Below are 21543 nucleotides of genomic sequence, written 5' to 3'. Positions count from 1 at the left end.
TTGCCGCGGGCTCTACCGTGATGTTCAGTTCGTCGTTCGACGAATCTTATGAGGTGACTAGTCCTTAGAAGGAGAAGTCGCCTACGTTACTTGAGTCGAAGACAAACATCGGGCCGAGAACGACCTCTCCGTCGGGGCCGACCGTGTATTCGCCGAGCTTGCCTGCCTCGAACGTGTCACCTTCAGCACCAGTGATGTCGCCGTTGATCAGAGCCTGAGCAGCATACGAAGCGAGGTAGCCGAGGTCTTCTGGGTTCCAGAGACCGAACTGCTCGATGACGCCACTGTCGATGTACTCCACCATTTCGCTTGGCAGTCCAAGACCTGTTACCCAGACCTTGCCCTGGTATTCAGGAGTGTCTGCGAGGTAGTGAGCAGCTTCCTTCACCGATACGGTGTCGGGTGCGATGATCGCGTCGAGGTCGGGGATGCTCTGGATGAGTCCCTGAGCCTCCTGGTATGCCTTCTCATCGATGTCGTCACCGTAAGCGACCTTGGCGATCGTGATCTCCGGGTGGTCTTCTTCGATGATCGCGGTCATGGCGTCAACCCACGCGTTCAGGTTGGCGGCGTTTGCTCCACCGGACAGGATGGCGATGGTTCCACCCTCAGCGCCGAGGTGAGCAGAGGTGAGGTCAACAAGACCCTGTGCGATTCCCTCGACCGTAGCCTGGTTGATGAAAACGTCGCGGCAGTCGGTGTCGGTGTCGTACGCAACAACCTTGACGCCGGCGCTCTGCGCTGCCTTCAGGTCATTACAGACGGCGGCGGGGTCGTTCGCCGCAATGACGATAGCTCCCTGGCCTGTCTGAATTGCCGTCTGGATGAACGGAACTTGGTCAGCTGAACCAGTAGCGGTCGGGCCAGCTTCGGTGAAGCTAAGGCCGAGCTCGTCCGCTGCTTCCGCAGCGCCCTTGTCTGATGCCTCAAAATACTTGTTACCCAGGCTCTTGGGGATAACGGTGATGCTTCCGCTGGCGTTTGCGTCGCCGTCTCCGCTGTCATCGCCCGTGGGGGCAACGCAGCCGGTGAGCAGCATCGCGCTGGCCGCGACGGTTACTACAGCTGCTACTCCGCGCTTGCGCGAGGCTTTACTGAACGTGAACTTCATTGTTCTGCCTTCCTGTGTGGATTGTTGGTGCATTGTGGTTGGGATGGTGAAACTTGTTGGCGCTACGCTCCCGCACCGATGGCGGAAGCCTTTCCTCGACGTCGACGCGAGATCGACCCAGCGACACTTGCGACGACGACGGAGAAGATGAGTGCAGCACCGGTGACGATGCTGATGGTGTCGGATCCGATTCCGGCGAGCTGCAGCGTCTTGTTGAGCGCTGCGATCAGAACTCCGCCAGCTAGTGCGCCGAGAAGCGTTCCGCGGCCACCCCAGATCGACACCCCGCCGAGCACGATTGCCGTGACGACCTGGAGTTCGAAGCCGAATCCGTTGGTGCCAATCGCGTTGCTGTACTGCAGCGTGTAGTAGACGCCGGTCGCTGAGGCGACGAGTCCACTCAGTACGAACAGGATCAACTTGGTGCGATTGACTCGCACTCCGGAGAAGGCTGCAGCTTCCGGGCTGAGCCCGATCGCGAAGACTCCCCGACCGAACGGGGTGAAGTGCAGGAGCACCGCGAACGCGACGACCAGCACGAGGATCGCTATCGTCACCACGGGAAGTGGTGATCCAAAGATCGGCGAGATGACAAAGCCGAGAACTTCTTCCGGGAAGTCGGTGACCGCTCGAGTTCCGAGCAGCCCGACCGCGATACCGCGGAAGAGCGCCAATGTTCCGATGGTGACAGCCAGGCTGGGTAATCCGACGATGGTAACGAGCACCCCATTGAACAGGCCGATCAGACCGCCACCGACGATCGCCAGCACGGCGGCCAGCGAAAGAGGAACGCCCGCGGCATACGACAATCCAAAGATTGCGCTCGAGAAGCCGAGCACGCTGCCAACCGACAGGTCAATTTCACCGGTGATGATGATCAGGGTGACGGGAATCAACATCAGCAAAATCGGTGCCGAGTTGAGGAGCATTGTCAGGTAGGTGTACGGCTGCGCAAAGTACGGCACCGTTGCGGTGGCGATGATAATCAGCAGCACGATGGCCACGATGATGGCGGTTTCGGTGCGCAAGAGCAGTCGACGCCACAGCGGGCGGCCGAAGCGCTTGTACTTAGCTGCCGCGGCGGGGTCAGTCATTACAGCGCTCATAGTGCGCGCCCCTTTCTCTTGGCTTGGCGTGTTCGGTTCAGAAATAGCAGTCGGTCGAGCAGGATCGCGCCCACGATGAAGACACCGACGATCGATTGCTGCCAGAGGCTAGGGACTCCGAGCACGGGAAGCGCGCTGCTAATGGTGGCTAAGAAGAATGCTCCTAGCGCGACGCCCCAGATTGTGCCCGATCCGCCGATGATGGCGACACCACCGACCACTGCTGCGGCAACTGACTCGAGTTCGTAGCCGGTGCCAACTTTTGCGTCACCCGTGGCATAAATCGACAGGTAGACGAGACCGCCAAGGCCGGCGAGGGCTCCGCTCGTGATGAACGCGTTGAGGGTGAGGCGACGCTCGCTGAGACCAAAGAGTGTTGCGGCTTCGGGGTTTGACCCGAGGGCGTACAGGTCTCGTCCTGCCCGACGGTTGGTCATGAACCATCCGACCAAGAGCACCACGATGGCGACAATGATGAGCAGTACCGGGATGCCGAAGACCTGCATGGTGCCCAGCTTTCGGTACTCGGGTGGCAACCAGCTCGAGCGGATGAAGTGCGGTCCGATCCAGAGGATTGCGATACCGCGGTAGGCGTAGAGCGTGCCCAGGGTGATCACGAGAGACGGTACTTTCAGGAAGGCAACGAGCAATCCGTTGATCAATCCGAGGAACGCACCGAGCAGAATCCCGATCACAACGACAACCGGAATCGGGATTCCGGGCACGTTGGCGAAGAGCCAACCCGAGAGATAGGTACACAGGCAGAGAATCGAGCCGACGGAGAGGTCGATGTTTCTGGTGATGATGACGATCGCCTGACCGAGCGCGATCAGAATCAGGATGGTCGGCTGGCGTAGTAGCTCACGGAACCCGCCATCGCTGAAGAGGAACGATGGTTGGATCGCTGTTGTCACCGCAACGAGCGCGATGATGAGCACGATAAGGCCGACCTCGCGAGCGCGAATAAGTTTGCCGAACACCGATCGCCCCTTCTCAATGGGCGGGAGTTTCAGGGTCGTGGTCATGCTGCCACCTCCGGTGCGTGGGTCGCGGCGTACATTACGTTCTCGGGGGTGGCCGCTTCGCGCGAGAATTCGGCCGTAATCCGGCCCTCTCGTACGACGAGAACTCGGTCAGCCATTCCCAAAACTTCGGGGAGTTCAGAAGAGATCATCAGCAGCGCGACGCCGGTGCCGGCGAGTTCAGAGAGTAGGCGGTGCACCTCCGCCTTGGTGCCGACGTCGATTCCTCGTGTCGGCTCGTCAACGATCAGGAATTTCGGTTCTGTGGCCAACCACTTGCCGAGAACGAGCTTCTGCTGGTTTCCGCCGGAAAGCATTTGAGCTTCGGTATCGAGAGCGTTTGTCTTCACGTGCAGTCGAGATGCCCAGTTTCGGGCGCTTGGCTCTTCGAGCGACGACGTGATGATCCCGAAGCGGGCGAGTCGATTGCGGATCGCCATAGTGATGTTGGTCTGCACCCCGGCTGTCATCGCGAGTCCTTGCTTGCGTCGGTCTTCGGGAACGAACCCCATCCCCAACCGCATCGCTGCGGCCGGATTCTTGCGAGCTACCTTCGCGCCGCCGATCCGAACGGAACCGGAGTCATAACCATCGACGCCGAATATCGCCCGGGCGATTTCGCTGCGCCCGGCACCGACGAGACCGGCAAAACACACGATTTCGCCGGAACGAACTGTAAAGCTCACGTCTTCGAAAACGCCTACGCTCGTGAGGTTCTCGACTTCAAGAACAGCATCTCCGACCTCGGCGACCTCTTTCGGAAACAGATTCTCGACACTTCGACCCACCATCTGGCGGATGATCTCGTCTTCCGTGACCTCTGCGGTCTGGTTAGTGGCCACATAGCTGCCGTCACGCATAACGGTTAACACATCGCAGAGCGCGAAGACTTCGTCGAAGCGGTGCGAGATGAAGATCAGGCCCTTGCCCTCGTCTCGCAACTGGCGGGCAATACCCATCAACCGTTCAACTTCGATTCCGGAGAGAGCTGCGGTCGGCTCATCCATGATGATCACCTTGGCGCCAACGGAGATTGACTTGGCGATCTCGACGACCTGCTGGTCGGCTATCGAGAGGCCACGCGCATCGCGGTCGGGGTCGATGGGAACGCCAAGACGCAATGTCAGCTCTCGCGTCTCGCGACGCATCTTGGCGCGGTCAAGAAAGCCGAGCCGCGTGTACGGCTGCCGACCGACGAAGAGGTTTTCAGCGACCGTAAGGTCGGGAAACAGTGTCGGCTCTTGGTAGATCACCGAGATGCCGGCGGCCTTAGCCTCGTGCGTGTTCTGAAAGTCAACACTCTTACCCTCAAGCAAGAACTCGCCATTATCGCGACGGTACAAACCACCAATGATCTTCACCAAAGTTGACTTGCCTGCACCGTTCTCGCCGATCACGGCGTGAATCGATCCGGCATCGAGTGCGAGGTTGGCATCGACCAATGCGGCGACCGCGCCGAACGACTTAGTCACGCCTTTAAGTTCTAGCAGCGGTGTGGGGGTCATGCTGCATCCACCTCAATCTCAATCGCATATGAACGGCTTTCGCCTGGTGCAAGCGTCGGCAGGATGCCGTTATCGCGAGCAGCAGCGCGGCCCTGAATCTCGGGAGTATTGGCAGGCTCAAGACCCAGCACATAGTGCTTTGTCGCCGTGAGCTTCCACTGGAAGAGTGCGGGAAGTGTTTCTGAGTAGCGAAGTGTGAAATTCAGTCCGCGGGCCGCGTTAGTGACTCGCACTACACGCTCAGCGCCTGGCGTGTGCACGTAGACCTGTTCGCGCGTGCCAACCACGGGTTCGCCGATCTCGGCGCGCTGGTCGAAGCCTTCGACGGCATCCGCGTCACGCGGTGTTACCGAAGAAGAGGGGATGTCGATGACGGCGCCAGCGTCGAGCAGCGGCCACCCGAGATTCACGTGGTACAGCACCATATGGGGGCTCGAACTCTCGCCCTCGTTCGTAACCGTGTCTTCAATCGTGAACGAGGTGGAACCGACGCGTGAAGTGATTCGGCGACGAAGAACGAGGTTCTCGTGAAATACCGCGGTCTGGCGTACTTCGCCGGCAATAGTGATGAGCTCGGGAGTAACGGTCACTTCGGAGACTCTGGCCGAGAGGGAACCGATGCGGCCGTGCATGCCGGAGACACCGTCTTCGTCATCCGCCGGCGGGCCGAAGCTATCAAGACCGCAGGTGGTAACGAGACCGCCGGCAAAGGTGCGGAGCCAGCCGCGCCCCTCGGGCTCGCGCGCCGCGGGGGGCGTGAACCCGGTCGAGGACAGCCAAGCCAAGGGAACTCCGTTGACGGTCGCCGCCCCAATGTCGAGCCCACGATCAGGATGAACGTCGAATTCGAGCCCTCCCCCGTTGACAACGCGAAAGCGACGAGCGCCGCGCGCGGGACCGTCGTCTTCGACGAACCGATCTACGCGGGCGAATTGATCGAGAGAGCCGACCCGAAGGATGGCCTCGTCAACCGGAATCCCGTAAATATCAGCCGACATTGCCGAGCTCCTGGTTACCAGGACCAAAGTGCTTGAGCATGACGATGTCGTCAGTAGAGCTGCGGTTGGTGATGGTGACGCCGGCCCGAGCTGCTGCCTCGGAAACGAAGAACTCATCTTGACTGAGCTGCCCATAACGAATGACCGTTGCGGCCTGAGCGTCATGCGCCCCAAAGGTGCCGCCACCCTGAACGAAGATGACGCCGTACGCATCCTGATCCGTGATGGTCACTGTCTGACCGGGGCGCACCGTGAGCTCTTTCGCGCTGAAGGAGTTGGAGCGATAAACGATCCAGTTTTCGACGTAGGCGGTGCCACCGTCTGCGACTGAGCCAGCAGTGGGGTACGGGTTCATGAAGCGGTTCGAGACAAAATCGGCGTCGACGTTCTTGTCCCAGTCGAGAAGGTCGAGGAGGAACTCGTAGTCGCCGTGGTGTGCTTCGGGCACGTCCTTCCAGAGCAACTCTTCTGGCACTTCCTTGTTGTTGCTCCACGATTCGCACATGGCAAACACGTCACTGGCGGACTGGGGTTCGTAAGTGCAGATGCTGGCCGGGGCGTGCAGTACGCCAGCGGGGATGTCCCAGCCTGTACCGAGCTGAGTGCGGTAGCCGAGCGATAGATCGGTGATGCGGTTATCTCCACCATCGGCGAAGCGCATGAGGCGCTCTTTGACCTGGTCGCGAGTGATGCCTGGCTGAAATCCGAAGAACGAGATCGGCTGCATGCCGAGGTTGTCGTTCATGTGAGGCGAGTAGTAGTACGCCTCAGGCTTGCCCACCTTGTCGACAAGTGCCGCCTTTTCATCTGAGTGGTGCACGTGAAAAGGCAACGGCATGAGGTTGTCGTAGAACTTGGAGTACATCGTCCACGCGCCGAAGCGTTCCCACAACCGCGACCCGATGAGGCCATCTTTGTGGTGAGCGATGAATTCATCGAACGGCAGGAGCGCGCCCTCGGGGTCGACCACGAGGCTGAGGCCTTCATAGGCGCCAGTGAGCGGGCCGTTGTCGGCGCGGATCGACGATGAGAGCCAGCGTTCGTCAATTCCACCGCGACCGTGACCGAGGGGAAAGTAGTCGTCGGGGTGAAGGCGGATGCGCTTGCCGGGGGTGCAGAATGCACGGGGAACCCACGCAGGTGCCAAGCGAACGATGCCGTTACCGGCGTCGAGTACACGATCGTATGCCGTTGCTGATGTCACAACGTTGTCGTAGGCCTCAGAGGTCATCAGCGACGCTCTCCCTTGCAGTTTGCGCGCCGCCGAAATGGCTACGCTGCCAATAAATGTGGGTTCAATGAACCCCGTTTAGGGAATGTAGCACCACGGTATTTGTGTGTCAACGTTGGATATCAACACGTAATAGAAAGCAGGCGAATAAAGGGCATAAACAAGATATTGTTATGTTTAGTTGGATTGATACCACAAAGAAACGGAACGAACATGGCCACGACGGGCAGCGCGGAATCTGAAGATCGACGCAAGCAATTGCTCGATGCCCTCGAACAGGAAAGCGTCATCCGTCTCACCGATGCTGCCGACTCACTCGGAGTCTCGGCTATGACTATCCGGCGAGATCTGGCCGATCTCGAAGCCGAGGGGCTGCTGCGGCGGGTTCGCGGCGGCGCGATTTCGGTTCTTCGCCCTCGGCCATTTGAAGAACGACGTTCGGTGCGTTCTCGTGCCAAAGAAATCATTGCCGACAAGGCCCTCGCTTTCGTCCCGCGATTCGGCTCGATCGCTCTTGACTCATCAACGACGGTGGGCATTATGGCGAGCAAGCTGGGGCCGAGGTCAGGCCTCATCGTTGCCACGAATTCTTATCCGACGTACACGAGCATCAACGGCACGGTCGGCGTGACTCCCATTCTCATCGGCGGCGAGACCGAGGAATCAACGGGTGCCTTCGTCGGGCCCTTGGCGGTGCAGACCGCGCAATCATTGCGGTACGGCCGGTTCTTCGCGTCGTCGAGTGCGGTCGTTGCCGCGACCGGCACCACCGAGGTCTCCCTCGCTGAAGCGCAGATGAAGCAGGTTTTCGCCAAAGTATCGAAAGAGATCGTGCTCTGTGTCGACTCATCGAAGCTCGATCAGGAGGCTACGGCAGCGGCTCTTGAGCTGTCGCAGATCACCGTGCTCATTACCGAACTGGCCCCCAACGACAGCCGGCTCGACGAGTTTCGCGATTACGTAGAGCTGCGTTAGCGCCTCATGACATAGTTGTGACTTCTTGTGTTATTGGTTGTTATATTTCACAATTGATCACACGCGGCGTATCATCGTCGATCAGACCACCTCACAGACTCAGAGTCAGGAGCTCAATGAAGAACTCGACCACGGCCGAACTTGTTGCTCGCAGCAACGCTTTGGGCAGCGACCCCAAGATCACCAACTACGCAGGGGGCAACACTTCCGCCAAGGGCTCCGACATCGACCCCGTCACGGGCGAACCCGTTGAACTGCTGTGGGTCAAAGGCTCCGGTGGCGACCTCGGCACACTCACCGAGTCAGGTCTCGCCGTACTGCGTCTTGACCGCATCCGCGCTCTCAAGAATGTCTACCCTGGTGTAGACCGCGAAGACGAAATGGTTGACGCTTTCGCGTACTGCCTCCATGGCTCCGGAGGCGCAGCACCCTCCATCGACACCGCAATGCACGCGCTCGTGGATGCCCTTCACGTAGACCACCTGCACCCCGATGCCGGCATTGCCATCGCGACCGCCAAAGACGGCGAGAAGCTGACCGAGACAATTTTCGGCGGCACCGTTGTGTGGGTTGATTGGCGCCGCCCCGGGTTCCAGCTCGGGCTCGACATCGCCGCCATCAAGGAAAAGAACCCCCAAGCGATCGGCTGCATTCTCGGCGGCCACGGCATTACCGCTTGGGGAGATACCTCGGCGGAGTGCGAAAAGAACAGCCGCTGGATCATTGATACCGCGCAGGCCCACATCGATGCAGAAGGCGCGGCAGCCCCGTTCGGTGCTCCCGTCGCCACGAACGCTGCTCTTGCCGAAGACGAGCGTCGCACCAAAGCCGCTGCTCTGGCCGCCACTATTCGCGGAATCGCCTCGCAAGACAAGCCGATGGTCGGCCACTTCACTGACGACCCCCGCGTGCTCGAATTTCTCAGCAGTACCAATGCCCCCGCCCTCGCCGCTCTCGGCACAAGCTGCCCCGACCACTTTCTGCGCACCAAGGTCAAGCCACTGCTACTCGACCTGGCCGCCGACGCCTCCATCGAGGAGTCCATCGAGCGCCTCAAAGAACTGCACGAGGCGTACCGCGCTGACTACACCGCGTATTACGAGAAGCACGCCACCCCGGAGAGCCCGGCAATGCGCGGAGCTGACCCGGCAATCGTTCTGATTCCTGGTGTGGGCATGTTCAGCTACGGCGCCAGCAAGCAGACTGCCCGCGTGGCTGGCGAGTTTTACCTCAATGCCATCAACGTCATGCGTGGCGCCGAGGCTCTCTCTACCTACACTCCCATCTCTGATGCAGAAAAGTTCCGGATTGAGTACTGGGCTCTCGAAGAGGCGAAACTGAAGCGGATGCCGAAGCCCAAGAGCCACCAGGGGCGAATTGCTTTCGTCACGGGTGCCGCTTCCGGTATCGGCAAGGCCATTGCAACACGACTCGCAGCGGACGGTGCCTGCGTGGTCATCGCTGACCTCGACCTCGACAAGGCTCAGGCGGCAGCGGCAGAGCTTGGTTCCACCGACGTCGCCATCGGCGTTGCTGCCGATGTTTCTCAGGCAGATGCCGTGCAGACTGCGGTGGATGCCGCCCTTCTCGCCTTCGGCGGCCTAGACCTCGTCGTCAACAACGCTGGCCTCTCGATCGCACGCTCCCTGCTGGAGACCACGGAGGCGGAATGGGATCTGCTGCACGACGTGATGTCGAAGGGTTCGTTCTTGGTGGCTAAGGCTGCAGCGAAGACTCTGATCGAGCAGGGAATGGGCGGCGACATCGTCTACATCTCGTCAAAGAACTCGATCTTCGCGGGCCCAGATAACATCGCCTATTCGGCAACCAAGGCCGATCAAGCGCATCAGGTGCGTTTGCTTGCTGCAGAGCTCGGCGGTCACGGCATCCGCGTCAATGGAATCAATCCCGATGGCGTTGTTCGCGGGTCAGGAATCTTCGCTTCTGGCTGGGGCGCCAACCGCGCCAAGACCTACGGTGTCAAAGAAGAAGATCTGGGTCAGTTCTATGCGAACCGAACCATCCTGCGTCGCGAGGTCGTTCCCGAGAATGTTGCCGATGCAGTGTGGGTGCTTACGGGCCCCGAGCTCAGCCGCACGACAGGAATGCACATCCCCGTTGACTCCGGTGTAGCGGCGGCGTTCCTCCGATGAACCAGGGATCGGTCGCGGCGGTCGATCTCGGCGCGTCCAGTGGGCGTGTTGTTGTCGGCCATATCGACAACGACACTGTGCGGCTCGAAATCGTCGAGCGGTTCATGAATAATCCAGTACGCACGTGGCAAGGCACGGTCGATGGTTTGCAATGGAATGTGCTCGAGCTATTCCGCTCGCTGATGGTTGGGCTGCGCAAGGCCGCCAATGACAATCCTGAACTACGCAGTATCGGTGTCGATTCGTGGGGGCTCGATTATGGGCTTTTGCGCGGGGGCGCTTTGCTGGGCAATCCGTATTCACACCGCGACGCGCGCACCGAGACGGCGGTAGGGGTAACCCATGACCTCGTGTCCCAGAAAGAGCTATATTCCGTCAGCGGGATGCAGTTCATGCCGATCAACACCCTCTACCAGTTCACCGCCGACCGGCTAGCGGGGCGCGTTCAGCCCGGCGACTCTGCTCTGCTGATTCCCGACCTCATTGGGTATTGGCTTACGGGCGTCGAGGCCGCCGAACGCACCAACGCCTCGACAACGGGGCTGCTCAATGTGCATACTCAGGAGTGGTCAACCGATCTCACCAACAGGCTTGGATTCGACGCTAGTTTGTTCGCTCCGCTCGTCGACCCCGGGCAGTTGCTTGGTGCGTTGTTGCCCAGTGTTCAGGATGAGATCGGTGCGCAAGTGCCGGTTGTTGCCGTTGGGTCGCACGACACCGCATCCGCTGTAGTGGGGATCCCTGCTCTCGATGATGATTTTGGCTATATTTCCTCGGGCACCTGGTCGCTCGCCGGCGTCGAACTGGAGCAGCCAGTGTTGAGCGAAGCTGCGCGCATCGCCAACTTCACCAATGAAACCGGTGTTGATGGCCGCATCCGGTTTCTCAAAAACATCACCGGGCTGTGGTTGCAGTCAGAAAGCATCCGAACGTGGGAGCGCGAGGGCCTCACCATTGATTTACCGGCCCTCATCGACGCGGCCGCAGCATTGCCCCGTGGATCAGTGTTCGACGCCAACGATGCGCGACTTTTTGCCCCGGGCGACATGCCTGCTCGAATCGCTCAATGCTGCATCGAAGCGGGTCAGCCTGCACCTCAGTCGCCAGCCGAGTTCACCCGCGCCGTTAATGAGAGCCTCGCCGAGGCCTATTCGTGTGCCGTTCACGACGCCGCGAGGTTGTCGGGAAAGAACGTGAAGGTAATCCATATCGTCGGTGGTGGGTCGCAAAACGCTCTGCTGTGCCAGTTGACGGCCGATCGCAGTGGACTGCCCGTCATCGCCGGACCGTCTGAGGCGACTTCGCTGGGCAATGTACTCATTCAGGCGCGGGCTGCTGGCTTGCTTTCGGGAAGCCTTGAATCTCTGCGCGCGGTAATCACCCGGTCAATGTCGCTGACGCGGTACGAGCCGCGAGCCTAAGCCCGCCGACTGCCGCGGGGCTTAGCCCGCGGCAGTTCAGTGAGGTTCAGCCTTCGTCGAGCATCGGGTAGGTCAACCCGATCTGGCGACGAACTTCATCGAGGGTGTGCATGATCTGCACGCTCTCGGTCGGCGACAGGATGTCGTTGGCCAGTTCACCAGCAGCGACAAGCCGTTCGAGTTCTGCGGCCTGAAACTGCATGCCACGGCCGGTAACGCTGCCGTCGAACTTCTCGACGACATTGCCGTCTCCGTCGAAGCGCGTGTACGTGGTCGGTGCGTACCAGGTCTCGTCGATCTCGATGCGGCCTTCACTGCCGACGATCACGGCGCGGGTGGGACCGCGCAGGTCAAGGGTGGTCTGAATCACGGCTTGGGCTTCGTCTCCGTAGCTCAAGATCATCGACGTCTGGCGGTCAACGTCGGTGACAGTCTTGGTCGCGACCGCCACGATGCTCGTCGGCGCTCCCAGGATGTCATACGCGAACGACACGGGGTAGATCCCGAGGTCGAGCAACGCTCCGCCGCCGAGCAGCGGGTTGTTGAGGCGGTGCAGCGGATCCATCGAGATGTTCTGGTTGTGGTCGGCCATGACGCTGCGGATGGTGCCAAGCGCGCCACTCTTGACGAGTTCGCGAATGCGCACCATGTGGGGCAGGTAGCGGGTCCACATTGCTTCGAGCACAACAAGGTTCAGTTCGGATGCTCGGGAAACGACGTTCTCGGCCTGGGCCGCGTTCATTGTGAATGCCTTCTCAACGAGCACGTGCTTGCCTGCGTTCAAGGCCAGCAGGGCGTGCTCTTCGTGGAAAGGGTGGGGCGTTGCGACATAGATGGCGTCAACGTTGGGGTCAGCGACGAGGTCTTCGTAGCTACCGTGGGCTGTCGGGATGCCGTACTCTGCGGCAAATTTGTCGGCCGATTCTTGAGTGCGGGATCCTACGGCGACGACGCTGAAGTCGTGTTCGAGAAGGTCGCTGGTTTGCAGTGTCGCAATCCATCCGGTGCCCAAGATTCCCCATGCCAGACGATCAGTCATTCCAACTCCTTTGTTGTGCCGTAAAACATATCCGCTAAGCCTAGCAGGACGGCATTTCGCTTTGTCATACATTCTGCTACATTGTTTGACAATCCGAAACCCGGCGAGAGGAATGCATCGTGATCGACAGTGCAGCAGTGCTCCCCGAAACGGTTGCCCAGAAGCTCCGCGCCGACATCATCGCGCAAAAAGATGCGCCAGGCTCCTCCCTCACCGAATCAGCCATCGCCCTGCGTTTCGGCGTAGCACGCCCCACCGCCCGCATCGCCATCGACCGCCTCGTGGCCGACGGGCTTCTTCGCCGCGAAGCCCACCGAGCCGCCCGCGTTCCCTCCCTCAGCTACGACGACATCCTCGACCTGTTCGACACCCGCTCCATTATCGAAGCCGCCGCCATGAGCGCCCTCGCTGACGCCGGTGCCATTCCGGCCGAAGCGCTAGCAGCACACCGCGCCCTCGCCGCCACCGACGACTTTGCCCAGCACGACATCCGATTTCACCGCGCGCTCGTCGCCGGTCAACCCAGCCCGCGCCTCACCCGACTGCACGAACTCCTCATGGGCGAAGTTGAGCTGTGCATCGGACAAGTTCAATCAGCCCACCTCATCACCGCCCGCGAAATCGCCGACCAACACCAGGGCATCCTCAATGCCATCACCGCCGGGGATGCCGCCGCCGCAGCGCGCCTCACGCGTGACCACATCCTGGGGGCGCGCGATCGCCTCCTCACCCACCTCGACACCACCAACTAAAGGCACACCATGGTCAAGCGACAGTTTCCGAACCCCATCGAGCTTGCCAAGCTCATGAAATTCAAAGCACCCGAACTCGACGGCAAAAAGCGTCGCCTCGACAGCGCGCTCACCATTTACGACCTCAAAGACATCGCCAAGCGCCGCACCCCCAAAGCCGCCTACGACTACACGGATGGCTCCGCCGAAGGCGAGATCTCGCTCAGCCGGGCGCGCCGGGCCTTCGAAGACATCGAATTCCACCCGTCGATCCTGCGGGATGCCTCGAACGTCTCCACCACGACCCAAATCTTGGGCGGCACCTCCGCAATGCCCTTTGGTATTGCGCCGACCGGCTTCACTCGTCTCATGCACACCGAGGGCGAGACTGCGGGCGCGAGCGCAGCAGCGGCAGCAGGAATTCCGTTCACGCTGTCGACGCTGGGAACAACATCCATCGAAGACGTGAAAGCGGCCAACCCCCACGGCCGCAACTGGTTTCAGCTTTATGTGATGCGCGACCGCGACATCTCGTACGGTCTCGTCGAGCGTGCTGCGGCCGCCGGCTACGACACCCTCATGTTCACCGTCGATACCCCCATCGCTGGCGCCCGCTTGCGGGATACCCGCAATGGGTTCTCGATTCCGCCGCAGCTGACTGCTGGCACGATCCTCAACGCGATCCCCCGCCCGTGGTGGTGGTTCGACTTTCTCACCACGCCCCCACTCGAGTTCGCGTCACTCTCATCTACCGGCGGCCGCACCGTTGGCGAACTGCTCAACTCGGCGATGGACCCTTCGATCAACTACGAAGACCTCAAGGTCATTCGCGCCCTCTGGCCAGGCAAAATCGTCATCAAGGGCGTACAGAACCTCGAAGACTCCAAGCGCCTCGCTGACCTTGGCGTTGACAGCATCCTGCTTTCCAACCACGGTGGCCGCCAGCTCGACCGCGCACCCATCCCGTTCCACCTGCTGCCGGATGTCGTCCGCGAAGTCGGCAATGACGTCGAAGTGATGGTCGACACCGGCATCATGAATGGTGCCGACATTGTGGCCTCGATGGCCCTCGGTGCCAAGTTCACGCTCATCGGTCGCGCGTACCTCTATGGCCTGATGGCGGGCGGGCGCGAAGGTGTCGACCGCACCATCGAGATCCTCTCTAGCCAAATCGTGCGCACCATGAAGTTGCTCGAAGTCACCAGCATCGAGGAACTGGAGCCGAAGCATGTGACCCAACTGCAGCGGTTGGTTCCGCGCGCTGTAGCCCCGAGCGCTGCTGCCGCCGTACCCGCTAAGCGGGCGACAGCCTCGCGCGCACCAGCGACGAAAGCCGCAGTGAAGAGCACCGTGAAGCCTGCGGCGAAATCCACAACGAAGAAGTAATTGTTCGGCCCGGTTGGGCCTATCGTTGAATAACGTGAACGACACTCTTTCTCCACCCCCACCGCCGGTCTGGCGCGCTCCCGGAATGTCGGCGCTGCTCGTTCTGACGGCTGCTGGTTTTGGCGGGTTCGCTGCCCTGTTGCCGGTGGCTCCGCTATGGGCAGTCCAGGGCGGCGCCAATGAGGCGGGGGCGGGACTCGTCAACGGCGTACTTCTGCTCGCCACCGTGATGACTCAACCTTTCGTTCCTCGCCTGCTCAACCGTTTGGGCACAGGTCGGGTCTTAGCTACGGGCTTGGCACTCCTCGGCGTTCCCCCACTGTTGCTCCTCTTTTCCGACCACCTCAGCTGGATTCTGGCGCTGTCGATTGTGCGCGGCGTAGGCTTCGGCATCCTCACTGTCACGGGGTCGGCTGTTGTCGCCAATCTCGTGCCTCGCGCTCAGCACGGCGCCGCCATTGGAGCCTATGGCGCCGCGATCGCCGTGCCTCAGGTCATCCTCGTTCCTCTCGGGCCGCTTCTGTCAAACTCGGTCGGCTTTTGGGTCGTGTTTGTGCTCGCCACTCTTCCCCTTCTGGGCATTAGTTCTGCCCCGCGGTTGGCGCGCGTGTTGCGCAAACAGGAAGCGGAGCGTGCGCTGCGGGCACCAACCGACGCGATTCCTACTGTTACTGCCGGCGGCTCTGAGCGACGGATGCTCGTGGTCAGTCTTCTCCGCCCCATGCTGTTGCTCAGCGGCGTGACCCTTGCCGGTGGAGCCCTCATCACTTTTGCCCCACAAATGAGTTCCTCCCCCGCGGCGACTGCCGGTGCTCTCACGCTGCTAACGCTGAGCGCGGCCATCTCCCGCTGGGGGCTTGGTGGCCTTGCCGATCGACACGGAACCACTCTGTTCCTCTGGCCACTTGTCGCGATCTCCGTGCTCGGTCTTATCGTTATCGCTGTTGCCGTAGAGAACCCCGCGGCCACGAGCATCCTGCTGTTTCTCGGGGGCATGACGCTCGTCGGCATCGCGTACGGCGGGCTACAAAACCTCACCCTGTTGCTGTCTCTCGCCGCAGTTCAACGCAAGCAGTACGGCACCGCCAGCGCCGTGTGGAACATTGGATTCGATCTAGGAACGGCCGTGGGATCCGTGCTTATCGGCACGCTGGCTGCCGGGCTTTCCTTCCCGCCAGCGTTACTCATCGCCGCAGCCATCTCGCTCCTGACGCTGCCGCTTGCTTTTAGCCGCAAACCACGGGCCGCCCGCTAGGCGGTGGGCCCGTGCGTGGTTGTCAGGCGAATTGCGCTGAGCTCGAATTGCGCTGAACTCGAAATCACGCGGTTTCGGCACCAAGCCCGATGAAGGACTCTCTGGCTAGTGAGCCGTCGGCTGTCATCGACGTGCGCAACAACGCCAGGCTTGCCGTCACTGCTGCCGAAGCGCAGACCGCAAAAACGATCCAGGGTGCCGGCGAGAAACCTGCGCTGGAATTGACGTCGTTCTGTACCCCAGCGACGATGAGCCACACCGCGGCCGCCGCGGCCGCGGTAAGGCTTGCGAGGAGGACGACGATCCACGTAAGAACTACTTTGTTCATGATTTGCTCCCTGCTGTCAGTTCTGCCGGTTAGTGCAACTGTTCAGTACGAGCGAAAGCCGTTGGCTCCCTCTTCAGCACGACATTAGCCCCGACCGGGGGCCAAAACTAGTCGTCATTTAGGTGGACTGCAGCAGACTAAATCCCCAGGTCATCGCGAAGACAACGATGGCAAAGATCGGGAAGAGCCAGTTCACGAAGATGAGGAACACCTGCCTGCCGCGTCGCGGACCCGTGCCCGGCTGCGCTTGCAGGGGTTCGACGATTTCGTCCCCGTCTTGGCTTCGGATTGTCACGATCGTTCCGATGATCGACAGGACGATGAGCGTGGCAGTGGTGCCGATCAGCAGAGCCAGCGGTGAAAAGACGAGCCAAGCCTCGTCCGCGGTTGAGGGCGCGAGGAGCGCGGCCCCGGCACTTGCCAGCGCTGCGCTCAGGAGGAGCGCGACGGGGAGCCACCGCTGCCGGAAGACCGCTCGCGGGTAGAAGCGAAAGGAGAACATCGCTGCTAGGACTACCGGCACAGCGAGGAGCAGCGCTTGAGGCGCTGACAGCAGCACAGGGTTCTCCGCGAACCAGGCCGTGCTTGCCAGCGTGAAAACCAGAAACGCGAAGAGCCCGAGAACCGGAACGAACGTGGTTAACAGTGCCTGCTGCCGGGCGTTCATGACAGGCAGGTCAAGTGAGGCTGCGTATTCCCGGGCGGGGCCGAAGGCCTCCTCCGCGCTTTGCCCAGAATCGGAGAGCAGTTCCCGGACACTCGCGATCGCATCCCCGATCGCCGCACCGGGCACGCGTCGCAGGCGGAGTTCGACAGTGAATAGTTGAATCCATGTCTTGTCGGTCATCGTCGCGTTCATCGTGTTCCTTCCCTCGTTGCGGGCGCGTTGGTCAAGTAGTCATTGCTGGTCGCCGTGAAACGCGTCCACTCTTGGCGCGTTCGTTCCAGCTCGTGACGACCAAGTTTGGTCAATGAGAAGAATTTGCGCCCCGGTCCCGCCTCACCGGGTCGCCACTCGACGGCGACGAACCCGGCCGATTCGTAACGGGTCAGAAGCGGATACAGGGTTCCGCCCTTGACCGCGCCCATTCCGTGGGCTTCGAGGTCGGAGATGATCGCGTAACCGTACGAGGGACCAGCCTCCAACGCGCGGAGCGTGAGCACGCCGAGGATTGCCCGCATCCAATCGCTTGGCCACTCCCGAGTCTCTGCGAGAGCATCCTTCTGATTCACCTCCATGACTAGATTGTCTGTCTAACTAGACTATCTGTCAAACACCCCGAGCCTGCTGGCGATCTTTTCGACTAGGCGAGCCGCAGCAACCGCGCCCGCAGTTCCTTGGGTGTGGATTCTGGCAATGCCGCCGACAGCTCGCTGCGTTTCGGCAGCGCGCCACCCTCAGCGACGACGGTGATTGCCCGGGCCAGGCTGCCGCGACCAACATGCCTGAGAGCGTTGTCGTCGGCGTGCATCTCCAGCAAGAGGGCAACTTCGCGTGACGCGTTGCGGGCTGTTGGTAGCCAAGGAAGCGAAACTTTCCACGCCGTGAAGAAGATCAACACGATGTCATGACGCAACCGAACGTGGGCGCGTTCGTGCTCGATTACCGCGCGCAGTTCTTCTTCATCGAGCAACGCGATGAGGCCTGCAGTCAATACGGTGATCGACTTGAGAGCGCCGGGCAGGCAGTAGGCAACCGGGGCCGGAGTGTCGATGAGCCGCGTGCCCGGACGATCAGACATCGGTTCACTGAGCAGGGTGATGAGTTGAGAGTGGCGCGCGCGCTCCCGCTCGGCATAAACAACAGTGACCAGCAGGTTGAGCAACAAATGGGCCGTAAGGAAGAGCGCCCCAGAAAGGGCTAGCAGCGACCACACCGAGGAGCCATCCGGTAGCTCGTTGTGGGTGACGAACCGCCACATGCCGTTAGCGGCATCCGATAGATCATCAGCGAATGTCGACGCGCCCAACAAGATGAGTGACCCGATCATGCTGGTGCCGCCGATGAGCGCAACAAGTTGCCACACGAGCAGACCGAGCGTCGGGCGTCGGTAGGCCCATTTCGCTCCGGGCAGCAGTGCAGGCACCGGCCACGCGAGCACTAGCGCGATGAAGCCCAACGTGATGGCAGCAAACAGCATGGCTACCGGCCGGCGAGAATGCGGCGCAGTGTTTCGGCTTCTTCGCTCGAAACTTGGCCAACGAAGCGTTCGAGCACTGCTGCGCGATCGCTTGCCCCGCCGAGCACCTCATGCATGAGGTCAGCCATATGCGCTTCGCGTGCTGCGGCAGCACGGTACAGGTGCGGCCGAGTCTGACGTTCGCGCACGACAAAATTCTTGTTTTCGAGGCGCGACAGCACCGTAAGAATGGTGGTGGCGGCCAATTCGCGGCCGGATTCTGATCGCTCCGCAAGCTTGGCTTGCAGGTCATAGGCCGAGAAGCTCTCGCTACCCGCCCACAGCAAATCCATCACGCTGCGTTCGAGTTCCCCTAACGAATTCATAAGCCAATTCTACCTTAGGTAGAAATCATTTCTACAACTGTGTAAAAATAGTTCTACAAGACGTAGAAGATGCAGTGGAAGGTGCGGAGTGGATCCCCTAGAAATCGCTCGTTGGCAATTCGGAGTTACTACCGTTTACCACTTCATCATGGTTCCGCTCACGATCGGCCTCGGCCCGGTCGTCGCGCTCATGCAAACCCAATGGGTGCGCACGGGTGACGAGAAGTGGCTGCGCATGACCAAGTTCTGGGGCAAGTTGTACCTCATCAACTTCATCATGGGCGTGGCGACCGGTCTCGTTCAAGAGTTCCAATTCGGCATGGCGTGGAGCGAATACTCCCGCTTCGTCGGTGACGTCTTCGGCGCCCCTCTCGCCATGGAAGGCCTCCTCGCCTTCTTCTTCGAGTCAGTCTTCCTCGGCCTCTGGATCTTCGGGTGGGACCGCCTCGGCAAGAAGCTGCACCTCGCAACCCTGTGGATCGCCGTCGCCGGCTCGGTCGTATCGGCCTTCTTCATCATCGTCGCCAACTCGTGGATGCAGCACCCGGTTGGCGTCGAGCTCATCGACGGCCGCCCCGTCATGACCGACATCTGGGCTGTGCTCACCAACAACACCGCCCTCACCGCCTACGCCCACACCGTGACTGGTGCCCTCGCCGTCGGTGCTGGCTTCGTCGTCGGCATCTCGTGGTACCAGCTTTGGCAGCGTCGTCGCGACAACATCGACTCCGTGGATGCCACGGGTCGGGTCGTCGTCGGCGAGAATGCCAGCATCCCCGGCCGCGACCGCAAGGACCACTCGGTCTGGATCACGAGCATCCGCATCGGCGCCGTTATCGCCATTCTCGGATTCGGCGGAGTCGCGATCACGGGTGACTTGCAGGCCAAGCTCATGTTCGAACAGCAGCCGCTCAAGATGGCCGCTGCCGAGGGTGCCTGCCACGACGGCACGAGCTTCTCGGTGCTGTCGATCGGCAATCTGGGTTCTGAGAACTGTGAAGATGTTGTCGCGATCATCGAGATCCCCGGCATCTTGTCGTTCTTGGCTCACGGTGACTTCGACACCAACATCAAGGGCGTAAACACGCTCATCCCCGAGTACCAGGCGCTCTACGGCACGAACCTGCCTGATGACCCGCTGTATGGCGAGCGTGCCGGCATGGAGATTAACTACCTGCCCATCATGGAGGTCACCTATTGGGGCTTCCGTCTGATGATCGGTTTCGGGATGCTGGCGGCAGCGTTCGCGGCACTCACGCTGTGGATGGTGCGCAAGGGCACGGTTCCGCGCTCCAAGTTCATGATGGGAACGGCACTGCTCAGCATCGCGGCTCCTTTCGGCGCCAACATCGCCGGCTGGGTCTTCACCGAGATGGGCCGTCAACCGTTCGTCGTAGCTCCTAACCCCACCCCCGGTGGTGTCGATGGTGTCTTCATGTTCACGGCTGCGGCGGTCTCCCCCGGCGTGAGCGGCGAAGAGATGATCTTCTCGCTCGCCTCCCTCGCTCTCGTCTACGGGTTCCTGCTCGTCTTCGAGGTCAAGCTGCTCGTGAAGTACGTGCGCGGTGGCGTCGCATCGGCAATGCCCGAGCTCGCGCATCCGGATGGCGAAGGCCACGACGGCACGGGCAGCGACCCTGACGATCCCAACAAACCAGACAAGCGCGACGACGTTCTCGCGTTCGCCTACTAAGCAGAAGGGCAGCTACTCATGGATCTTCCTACACTCTGGTTTATCGCGATCGCCGCTTTGTGGATCGGCTACCTCCTTCTCGAAGGCTTCGACCTCGGCGTCGGGATGCTGCTGCTCTTCAGCACCCGCAAAGACCGCGAACGTCGCCTCATGCTCAATGCCATCGGCCCGGTGTGGGACGGTAATGAGGTCTGGCTGATCACGGCCGGCGCCGCTACGTTCGCTGCATTCCCGTTTTGGTATGCATCCCTCTTCTCGGCGCTCTACATCCCGCTGACGATTGTGCTCGTGAGCCTCATCTTCCGCGCCGTTGCCATTGAGTACCGCGGCAAGGGCTCGACCGACAAGTGGCGCATGTGGTGGGATCGCGCTCTCGGGCTCGGCTCGCTCGGTTCGGCTTTCGGCATCGGTGCAGCGCTCGCGCTGACCACCACGGGCCTGCCGATCGACGCCAACGGTGACCGCGTCGGCGGTGCCTTCGCGTGGTTCACCCCGTATGCCGTGCTCGGCGGCCTCGCAGTTGTGGGGTTCTCGCTCGTGCACGCCTCCGTCTTCCTCGGCCTCAAAACCGATGGCGCAGTGCGCGTTCGGGCCCGCAATTTCGTGGTGCGCTGGAGCCCCGTTGCCCTGCTGCCGATCGTGGCGTGGGTGCTTGTCGTCCAGTTCCAGAACGGCACCCCCATCACGTGGGCGCTCGTTGTTGTCGCGGTGGTTGCGGTCGTCTTCGGCTGGATCAGTGCGCGAGCCGGGCGTGAAGGCTGGGCCTTCGTGGGCATCGCAGCGTTCTTGGTCGCGGGAGCGTCATCCATCTTCGCCGCGGTCTACCCCGTAGTGCTGCCCTCGACGATTGACCCCGCCTTCAACCTGACGATCTCGAACGCAGCTAGCGGCGAATATACCTTGGGCGTTATGAGTGTCGTGACCGCGTTCGGACTACCGCTGGTGTTCGTGTACCAGGGCTGGACGTACTGGGTGTTCCGCAACCGCCTGAGCGAGAAGCACATCCCCGAGGCTCACGTCGTGAAGCCCGCGGTTGCCCCCGCTTCGTCAGCTAGCGCCTCCTCGTCTTCAGATAGCTAGGGC

The 21543-nt window shown here is 61.1% G+C and carries 20 protein-coding genes; 8 read left to right on the top strand and 12 right to left on the bottom strand.

The window, feature by feature from the left end:
• Positions 1 to 64: 64 nt before the first annotated feature.
• From ON14_RS09655 to ON14_RS09630, 6 genes are all read right to left on the bottom strand, one after another.
• Positions 65 to 1111: a rhamnose ABC transporter substrate-binding protein gene (locus ON14_RS09655; RefSeq protein WP_010204789.1), complete on the bottom strand. Its 1047-nt coding sequence runs from the start codon at positions 1109 to 1111 to the stop codon at positions 65 to 67.
• A gap of 62 nt (positions 1112 to 1173) precedes the next feature.
• Positions 1174 to 2205, bottom strand: coding sequence for an ABC transporter permease (locus ON14_RS09650; protein ID WP_202800922.1), 1032 nt, complete (start codon positions 2203 to 2205; stop codon positions 1174 to 1176).
• An 8-nt stretch (positions 2206 to 2213) separates the two neighbouring features.
• Positions 2214 to 3242 (bottom strand): ABC transporter permease, encoded by a 1029-nt coding sequence (locus tag ON14_RS09645; RefSeq protein ID WP_010204787.1) that lies wholly within the window; start codon positions 3240 to 3242, stop codon positions 2214 to 2216.
• On the bottom strand, positions 3239 to 4744 hold the full coding sequence (locus ON14_RS09640) for a sugar ABC transporter ATP-binding protein (RefSeq protein ID WP_010204786.1): 1506 nt from the start codon (positions 4742 to 4744) through the stop codon (positions 3239 to 3241). Before ON14_RS09640 ends, ON14_RS09645 begins: the two co-directional genes overlap by 4 nt.
• Positions 4741 to 5742, bottom strand: a complete 1002-nt coding sequence (locus ON14_RS09635; protein WP_010204785.1) for an aldose 1-epimerase family protein — start codon at positions 5740 to 5742, stop codon at positions 4741 to 4743. Before ON14_RS09635 ends, ON14_RS09640 begins: the two co-directional genes overlap by 4 nt.
• The gene (locus tag ON14_RS09630; protein ID WP_010204784.1) at positions 5732 to 6973 is read right to left on the bottom strand and encodes a hypothetical protein; all 1242 of its coding nucleotides are present in this window, start codon (positions 6971 to 6973) and stop codon (positions 5732 to 5734) included. The genes ON14_RS09635 and ON14_RS09630 overlap by 11 nt, the downstream gene beginning before the upstream one ends.
• Before the next feature lie 213 nt (positions 6974 to 7186).
• Here ON14_RS09630 and ON14_RS09625 point away from each other — a divergent pair, with 213 nt between their 5' ends.
• The 3 genes from ON14_RS09625 (at position 7187) to ON14_RS09615 (ending at position 11522) form a co-directional block, all read left to right on the top strand.
• Complete coding sequence (locus ON14_RS09625) at positions 7187 to 7948, top strand: DeoR/GlpR family DNA-binding transcription regulator (protein WP_010204783.1); 762 nt, start codon at positions 7187 to 7189, stop codon at positions 7946 to 7948.
• 116 nt (positions 7949 to 8064) lie between these two features.
• Positions 8065 to 10101, top strand: coding sequence for a bifunctional rhamnulose-1-phosphate aldolase/short-chain dehydrogenase (locus tag ON14_RS09620; protein ID WP_010204782.1), 2037 nt, complete (start codon positions 8065 to 8067; stop codon positions 10099 to 10101).
• Entirely contained in the window at positions 10098 to 11522 is a 1425-nt protein-coding gene (locus ON14_RS09615; RefSeq protein WP_010204781.1) for a rhamnulokinase, read from the top strand. The genes ON14_RS09620 and ON14_RS09615 overlap by 4 nt, the downstream gene beginning before the upstream one ends.
• Positions 11523 to 11568: 46 nt before the next feature.
• On the opposite strand, the gene ON14_RS09610 is transcribed toward ON14_RS09615, so the two are convergent.
• Complete coding sequence (locus ON14_RS09610) at positions 11569 to 12561, bottom strand: Gfo/Idh/MocA family protein (RefSeq protein WP_010204780.1); 993 nt, start codon at positions 12559 to 12561, stop codon at positions 11569 to 11571.
• Positions 12562 to 12680: 119 nt separating this feature from the next.
• Between ON14_RS09610 and ON14_RS09605 the strand changes: the two genes are divergently transcribed.
• Genes ON14_RS09605 through ON14_RS09595 form a run of 3 tightly spaced genes read left to right on the top strand, consistent with a single transcriptional unit; the run spans position 12681 to position 15933 of the window.
• Positions 12681 to 13313, top strand: coding sequence for a GntR family transcriptional regulator (locus ON14_RS09605; protein ID WP_010204779.1), 633 nt, complete (start codon positions 12681 to 12683; stop codon positions 13311 to 13313).
• A 9-nt stretch (positions 13314 to 13322) separates the two neighbouring features.
• Positions 13323 to 14678: an alpha-hydroxy acid oxidase gene (locus tag ON14_RS09600; RefSeq protein ID WP_010204778.1), complete on the top strand. Its 1356-nt coding sequence runs from the start codon at positions 13323 to 13325 to the stop codon at positions 14676 to 14678.
• Positions 14679 to 14712: 34 nt separating this feature from the next.
• Positions 14713 to 15933, top strand: coding sequence for an MFS transporter (locus ON14_RS09595; RefSeq protein ID WP_039741992.1), 1221 nt, complete (start codon positions 14713 to 14715; stop codon positions 15931 to 15933).
• 64 nt (positions 15934 to 15997) lie between these two features.
• Here ON14_RS09595 and ON14_RS09590 read toward each other — a convergent pair whose 3' ends face one another.
• The 5 genes from ON14_RS09590 to ON14_RS09570 all read right to left on the bottom strand — a co-directional run bounded on the left by ON14_RS09590 (position 15998) and on the right by ON14_RS09570 (position 18767).
• Positions 15998 to 16261 carry a hypothetical protein gene (locus ON14_RS09590; protein ID WP_010204776.1) on the bottom strand — a complete coding sequence of 88 codons (264 nt, stop codon included), beginning with the start codon at positions 16259 to 16261 and terminating at the stop codon, positions 15998 to 16000.
• Between the two features lie 118 nt (positions 16262 to 16379).
• The gene (locus ON14_RS09585; protein WP_026037644.1) at positions 16380 to 17108 is read right to left on the bottom strand and encodes a hypothetical protein; all 729 of its coding nucleotides are present in this window, start codon (positions 17106 to 17108) and stop codon (positions 16380 to 16382) included.
• Between the two features lie 8 nt (positions 17109 to 17116).
• Entirely contained in the window at positions 17117 to 17500 is a 384-nt protein-coding gene (locus ON14_RS09580) for a PadR family transcriptional regulator (RefSeq protein WP_010204773.1), read from the bottom strand.
• A 65-nt stretch (positions 17501 to 17565) separates the two neighbouring features.
• Positions 17566 to 18402, bottom strand: coding sequence for a M56 family metallopeptidase (locus ON14_RS09575; RefSeq protein WP_010204772.1), 837 nt, complete (start codon positions 18400 to 18402; stop codon positions 17566 to 17568).
• Positions 18403 to 18404: 2 nt separating this feature from the next.
• Positions 18405 to 18767 carry a BlaI/MecI/CopY family transcriptional regulator gene (locus tag ON14_RS09570; protein ID WP_010204770.1) on the bottom strand — a complete coding sequence of 121 codons (363 nt, stop codon included), beginning with the start codon at positions 18765 to 18767 and terminating at the stop codon, positions 18405 to 18407.
• 88 nt (positions 18768 to 18855) lie between these two features.
• Here ON14_RS09570 and ON14_RS09565 point away from each other — a divergent pair, with 88 nt between their 5' ends.
• Both ON14_RS09565 and cydB read left to right on the top strand, forming a co-directional pair.
• Positions 18856 to 20460: a cytochrome ubiquinol oxidase subunit I gene (locus tag ON14_RS09565; protein ID WP_010204769.1), complete on the top strand. Its 1605-nt coding sequence runs from the start codon at positions 18856 to 18858 to the stop codon at positions 20458 to 20460.
• Between the two features lie 18 nt (positions 20461 to 20478).
• The gene (cydB, locus tag ON14_RS09560; protein ID WP_010204768.1) at positions 20479 to 21540 is read left to right on the top strand and encodes a cytochrome d ubiquinol oxidase subunit II; all 1062 of its coding nucleotides are present in this window, start codon (positions 20479 to 20481) and stop codon (positions 21538 to 21540) included.
• Positions 21541 to 21543 lie beyond the last annotated feature (3 nt).

This window comes from Salinibacterium sp. PAMC 21357 (assembly GCF_000247645.1).
In the GTDB taxonomy this organism is placed as follows: domain Bacteria; phylum Actinomycetota; class Actinomycetes; order Actinomycetales; family Microbacteriaceae; genus Rhodoglobus.
The sequence above is the reverse complement of the archived record's forward strand: the minus strand, read 5'-3'. Positions and strand labels throughout refer to the sequence as shown.

Bases quoted from the DNA above. Each gene is read 5' to 3' on its own strand.
- ON14_RS09635 (WP_010204785.1), bottom strand. From the start codon at position 5,742: ATGTCGGCTGATATTTACGGGATTCCGGTTGACGAGGCCATCCTTCGG.
- ON14_RS09645 (WP_010204787.1), bottom strand. From the start codon at position 3,242: ATGACCACGACCCTGAAACTCCCGCCCATTGAGAAGGGGCGATCGGTG.
- ON14_RS09585 (WP_026037644.1), bottom strand. From the start codon at position 17,108: ATGACCGACAAGACATGGATTCAACTATTCACTGTCGAACTCCGCCTG.
- ON14_RS09615 (WP_010204781.1), top strand. From the start codon at position 10,098: ATGAACCAGGGATCGGTCGCGGCGGTCGATCTCGGCGCGTCCAGTGGG.
- ON14_RS09600 (WP_010204778.1), top strand. From the start codon at position 13,323: ATGGTCAAGCGACAGTTTCCGAACCCCATCGAGCTTGCCAAGCTCATG.
- ON14_RS09590 (WP_010204776.1), bottom strand. From the start codon at position 16,261: ATGAACAAAGTAGTTCTTACGTGGATCGTCGTCCTCCTCGCAAGCCTT.
- ON14_RS09575 (WP_010204772.1), bottom strand. From the start codon at position 18,402: ATGCTGTTTGCTGCCATCACGTTGGGCTTCATCGCGCTAGTGCTCGCG.
- cydB (WP_010204768.1), top strand. From the start codon at position 20,479: ATGGATCTTCCTACACTCTGGTTTATCGCGATCGCCGCTTTGTGGATC.
- ON14_RS09630 (WP_010204784.1), bottom strand. From the start codon at position 6,973: ATGACCTCTGAGGCCTACGACAACGTTGTGACATCAGCAACGGCATAC.
- ON14_RS09620 (WP_010204782.1), top strand. From the start codon at position 8,065: ATGAAGAACTCGACCACGGCCGAACTTGTTGCTCGCAGCAACGCTTTG.
- ON14_RS09570 (WP_010204770.1), bottom strand. From the start codon at position 18,767: ATGAATTCGTTAGGGGAACTCGAACGCAGCGTGATGGATTTGCTGTGG.
- ON14_RS09610 (WP_010204780.1), bottom strand. From the start codon at position 12,561: ATGACTGATCGTCTGGCATGGGGAATCTTGGGCACCGGATGGATTGCG.
- ON14_RS09625 (WP_010204783.1), top strand. From the start codon at position 7,187: ATGGCCACGACGGGCAGCGCGGAATCTGAAGATCGACGCAAGCAATTG.
- ON14_RS09655 (WP_010204789.1), bottom strand. From the start codon at position 1,111: ATGAAGTTCACGTTCAGTAAAGCCTCGCGCAAGCGCGGAGTAGCAGCT.
- ON14_RS09640 (WP_010204786.1), bottom strand. From the start codon at position 4,744: ATGACCCCCACACCGCTGCTAGAACTTAAAGGCGTGACTAAGTCGTTC.
- ON14_RS09650 (WP_202800922.1), bottom strand. From the start codon at position 2,205: ATGACTGACCCCGCCGCGGCAGCTAAGTACAAGCGCTTCGGCCGCCCG.
- ON14_RS09580 (WP_010204773.1), bottom strand. From the start codon at position 17,500: ATGGAGGTGAATCAGAAGGATGCTCTCGCAGAGACTCGGGAGTGGCCA.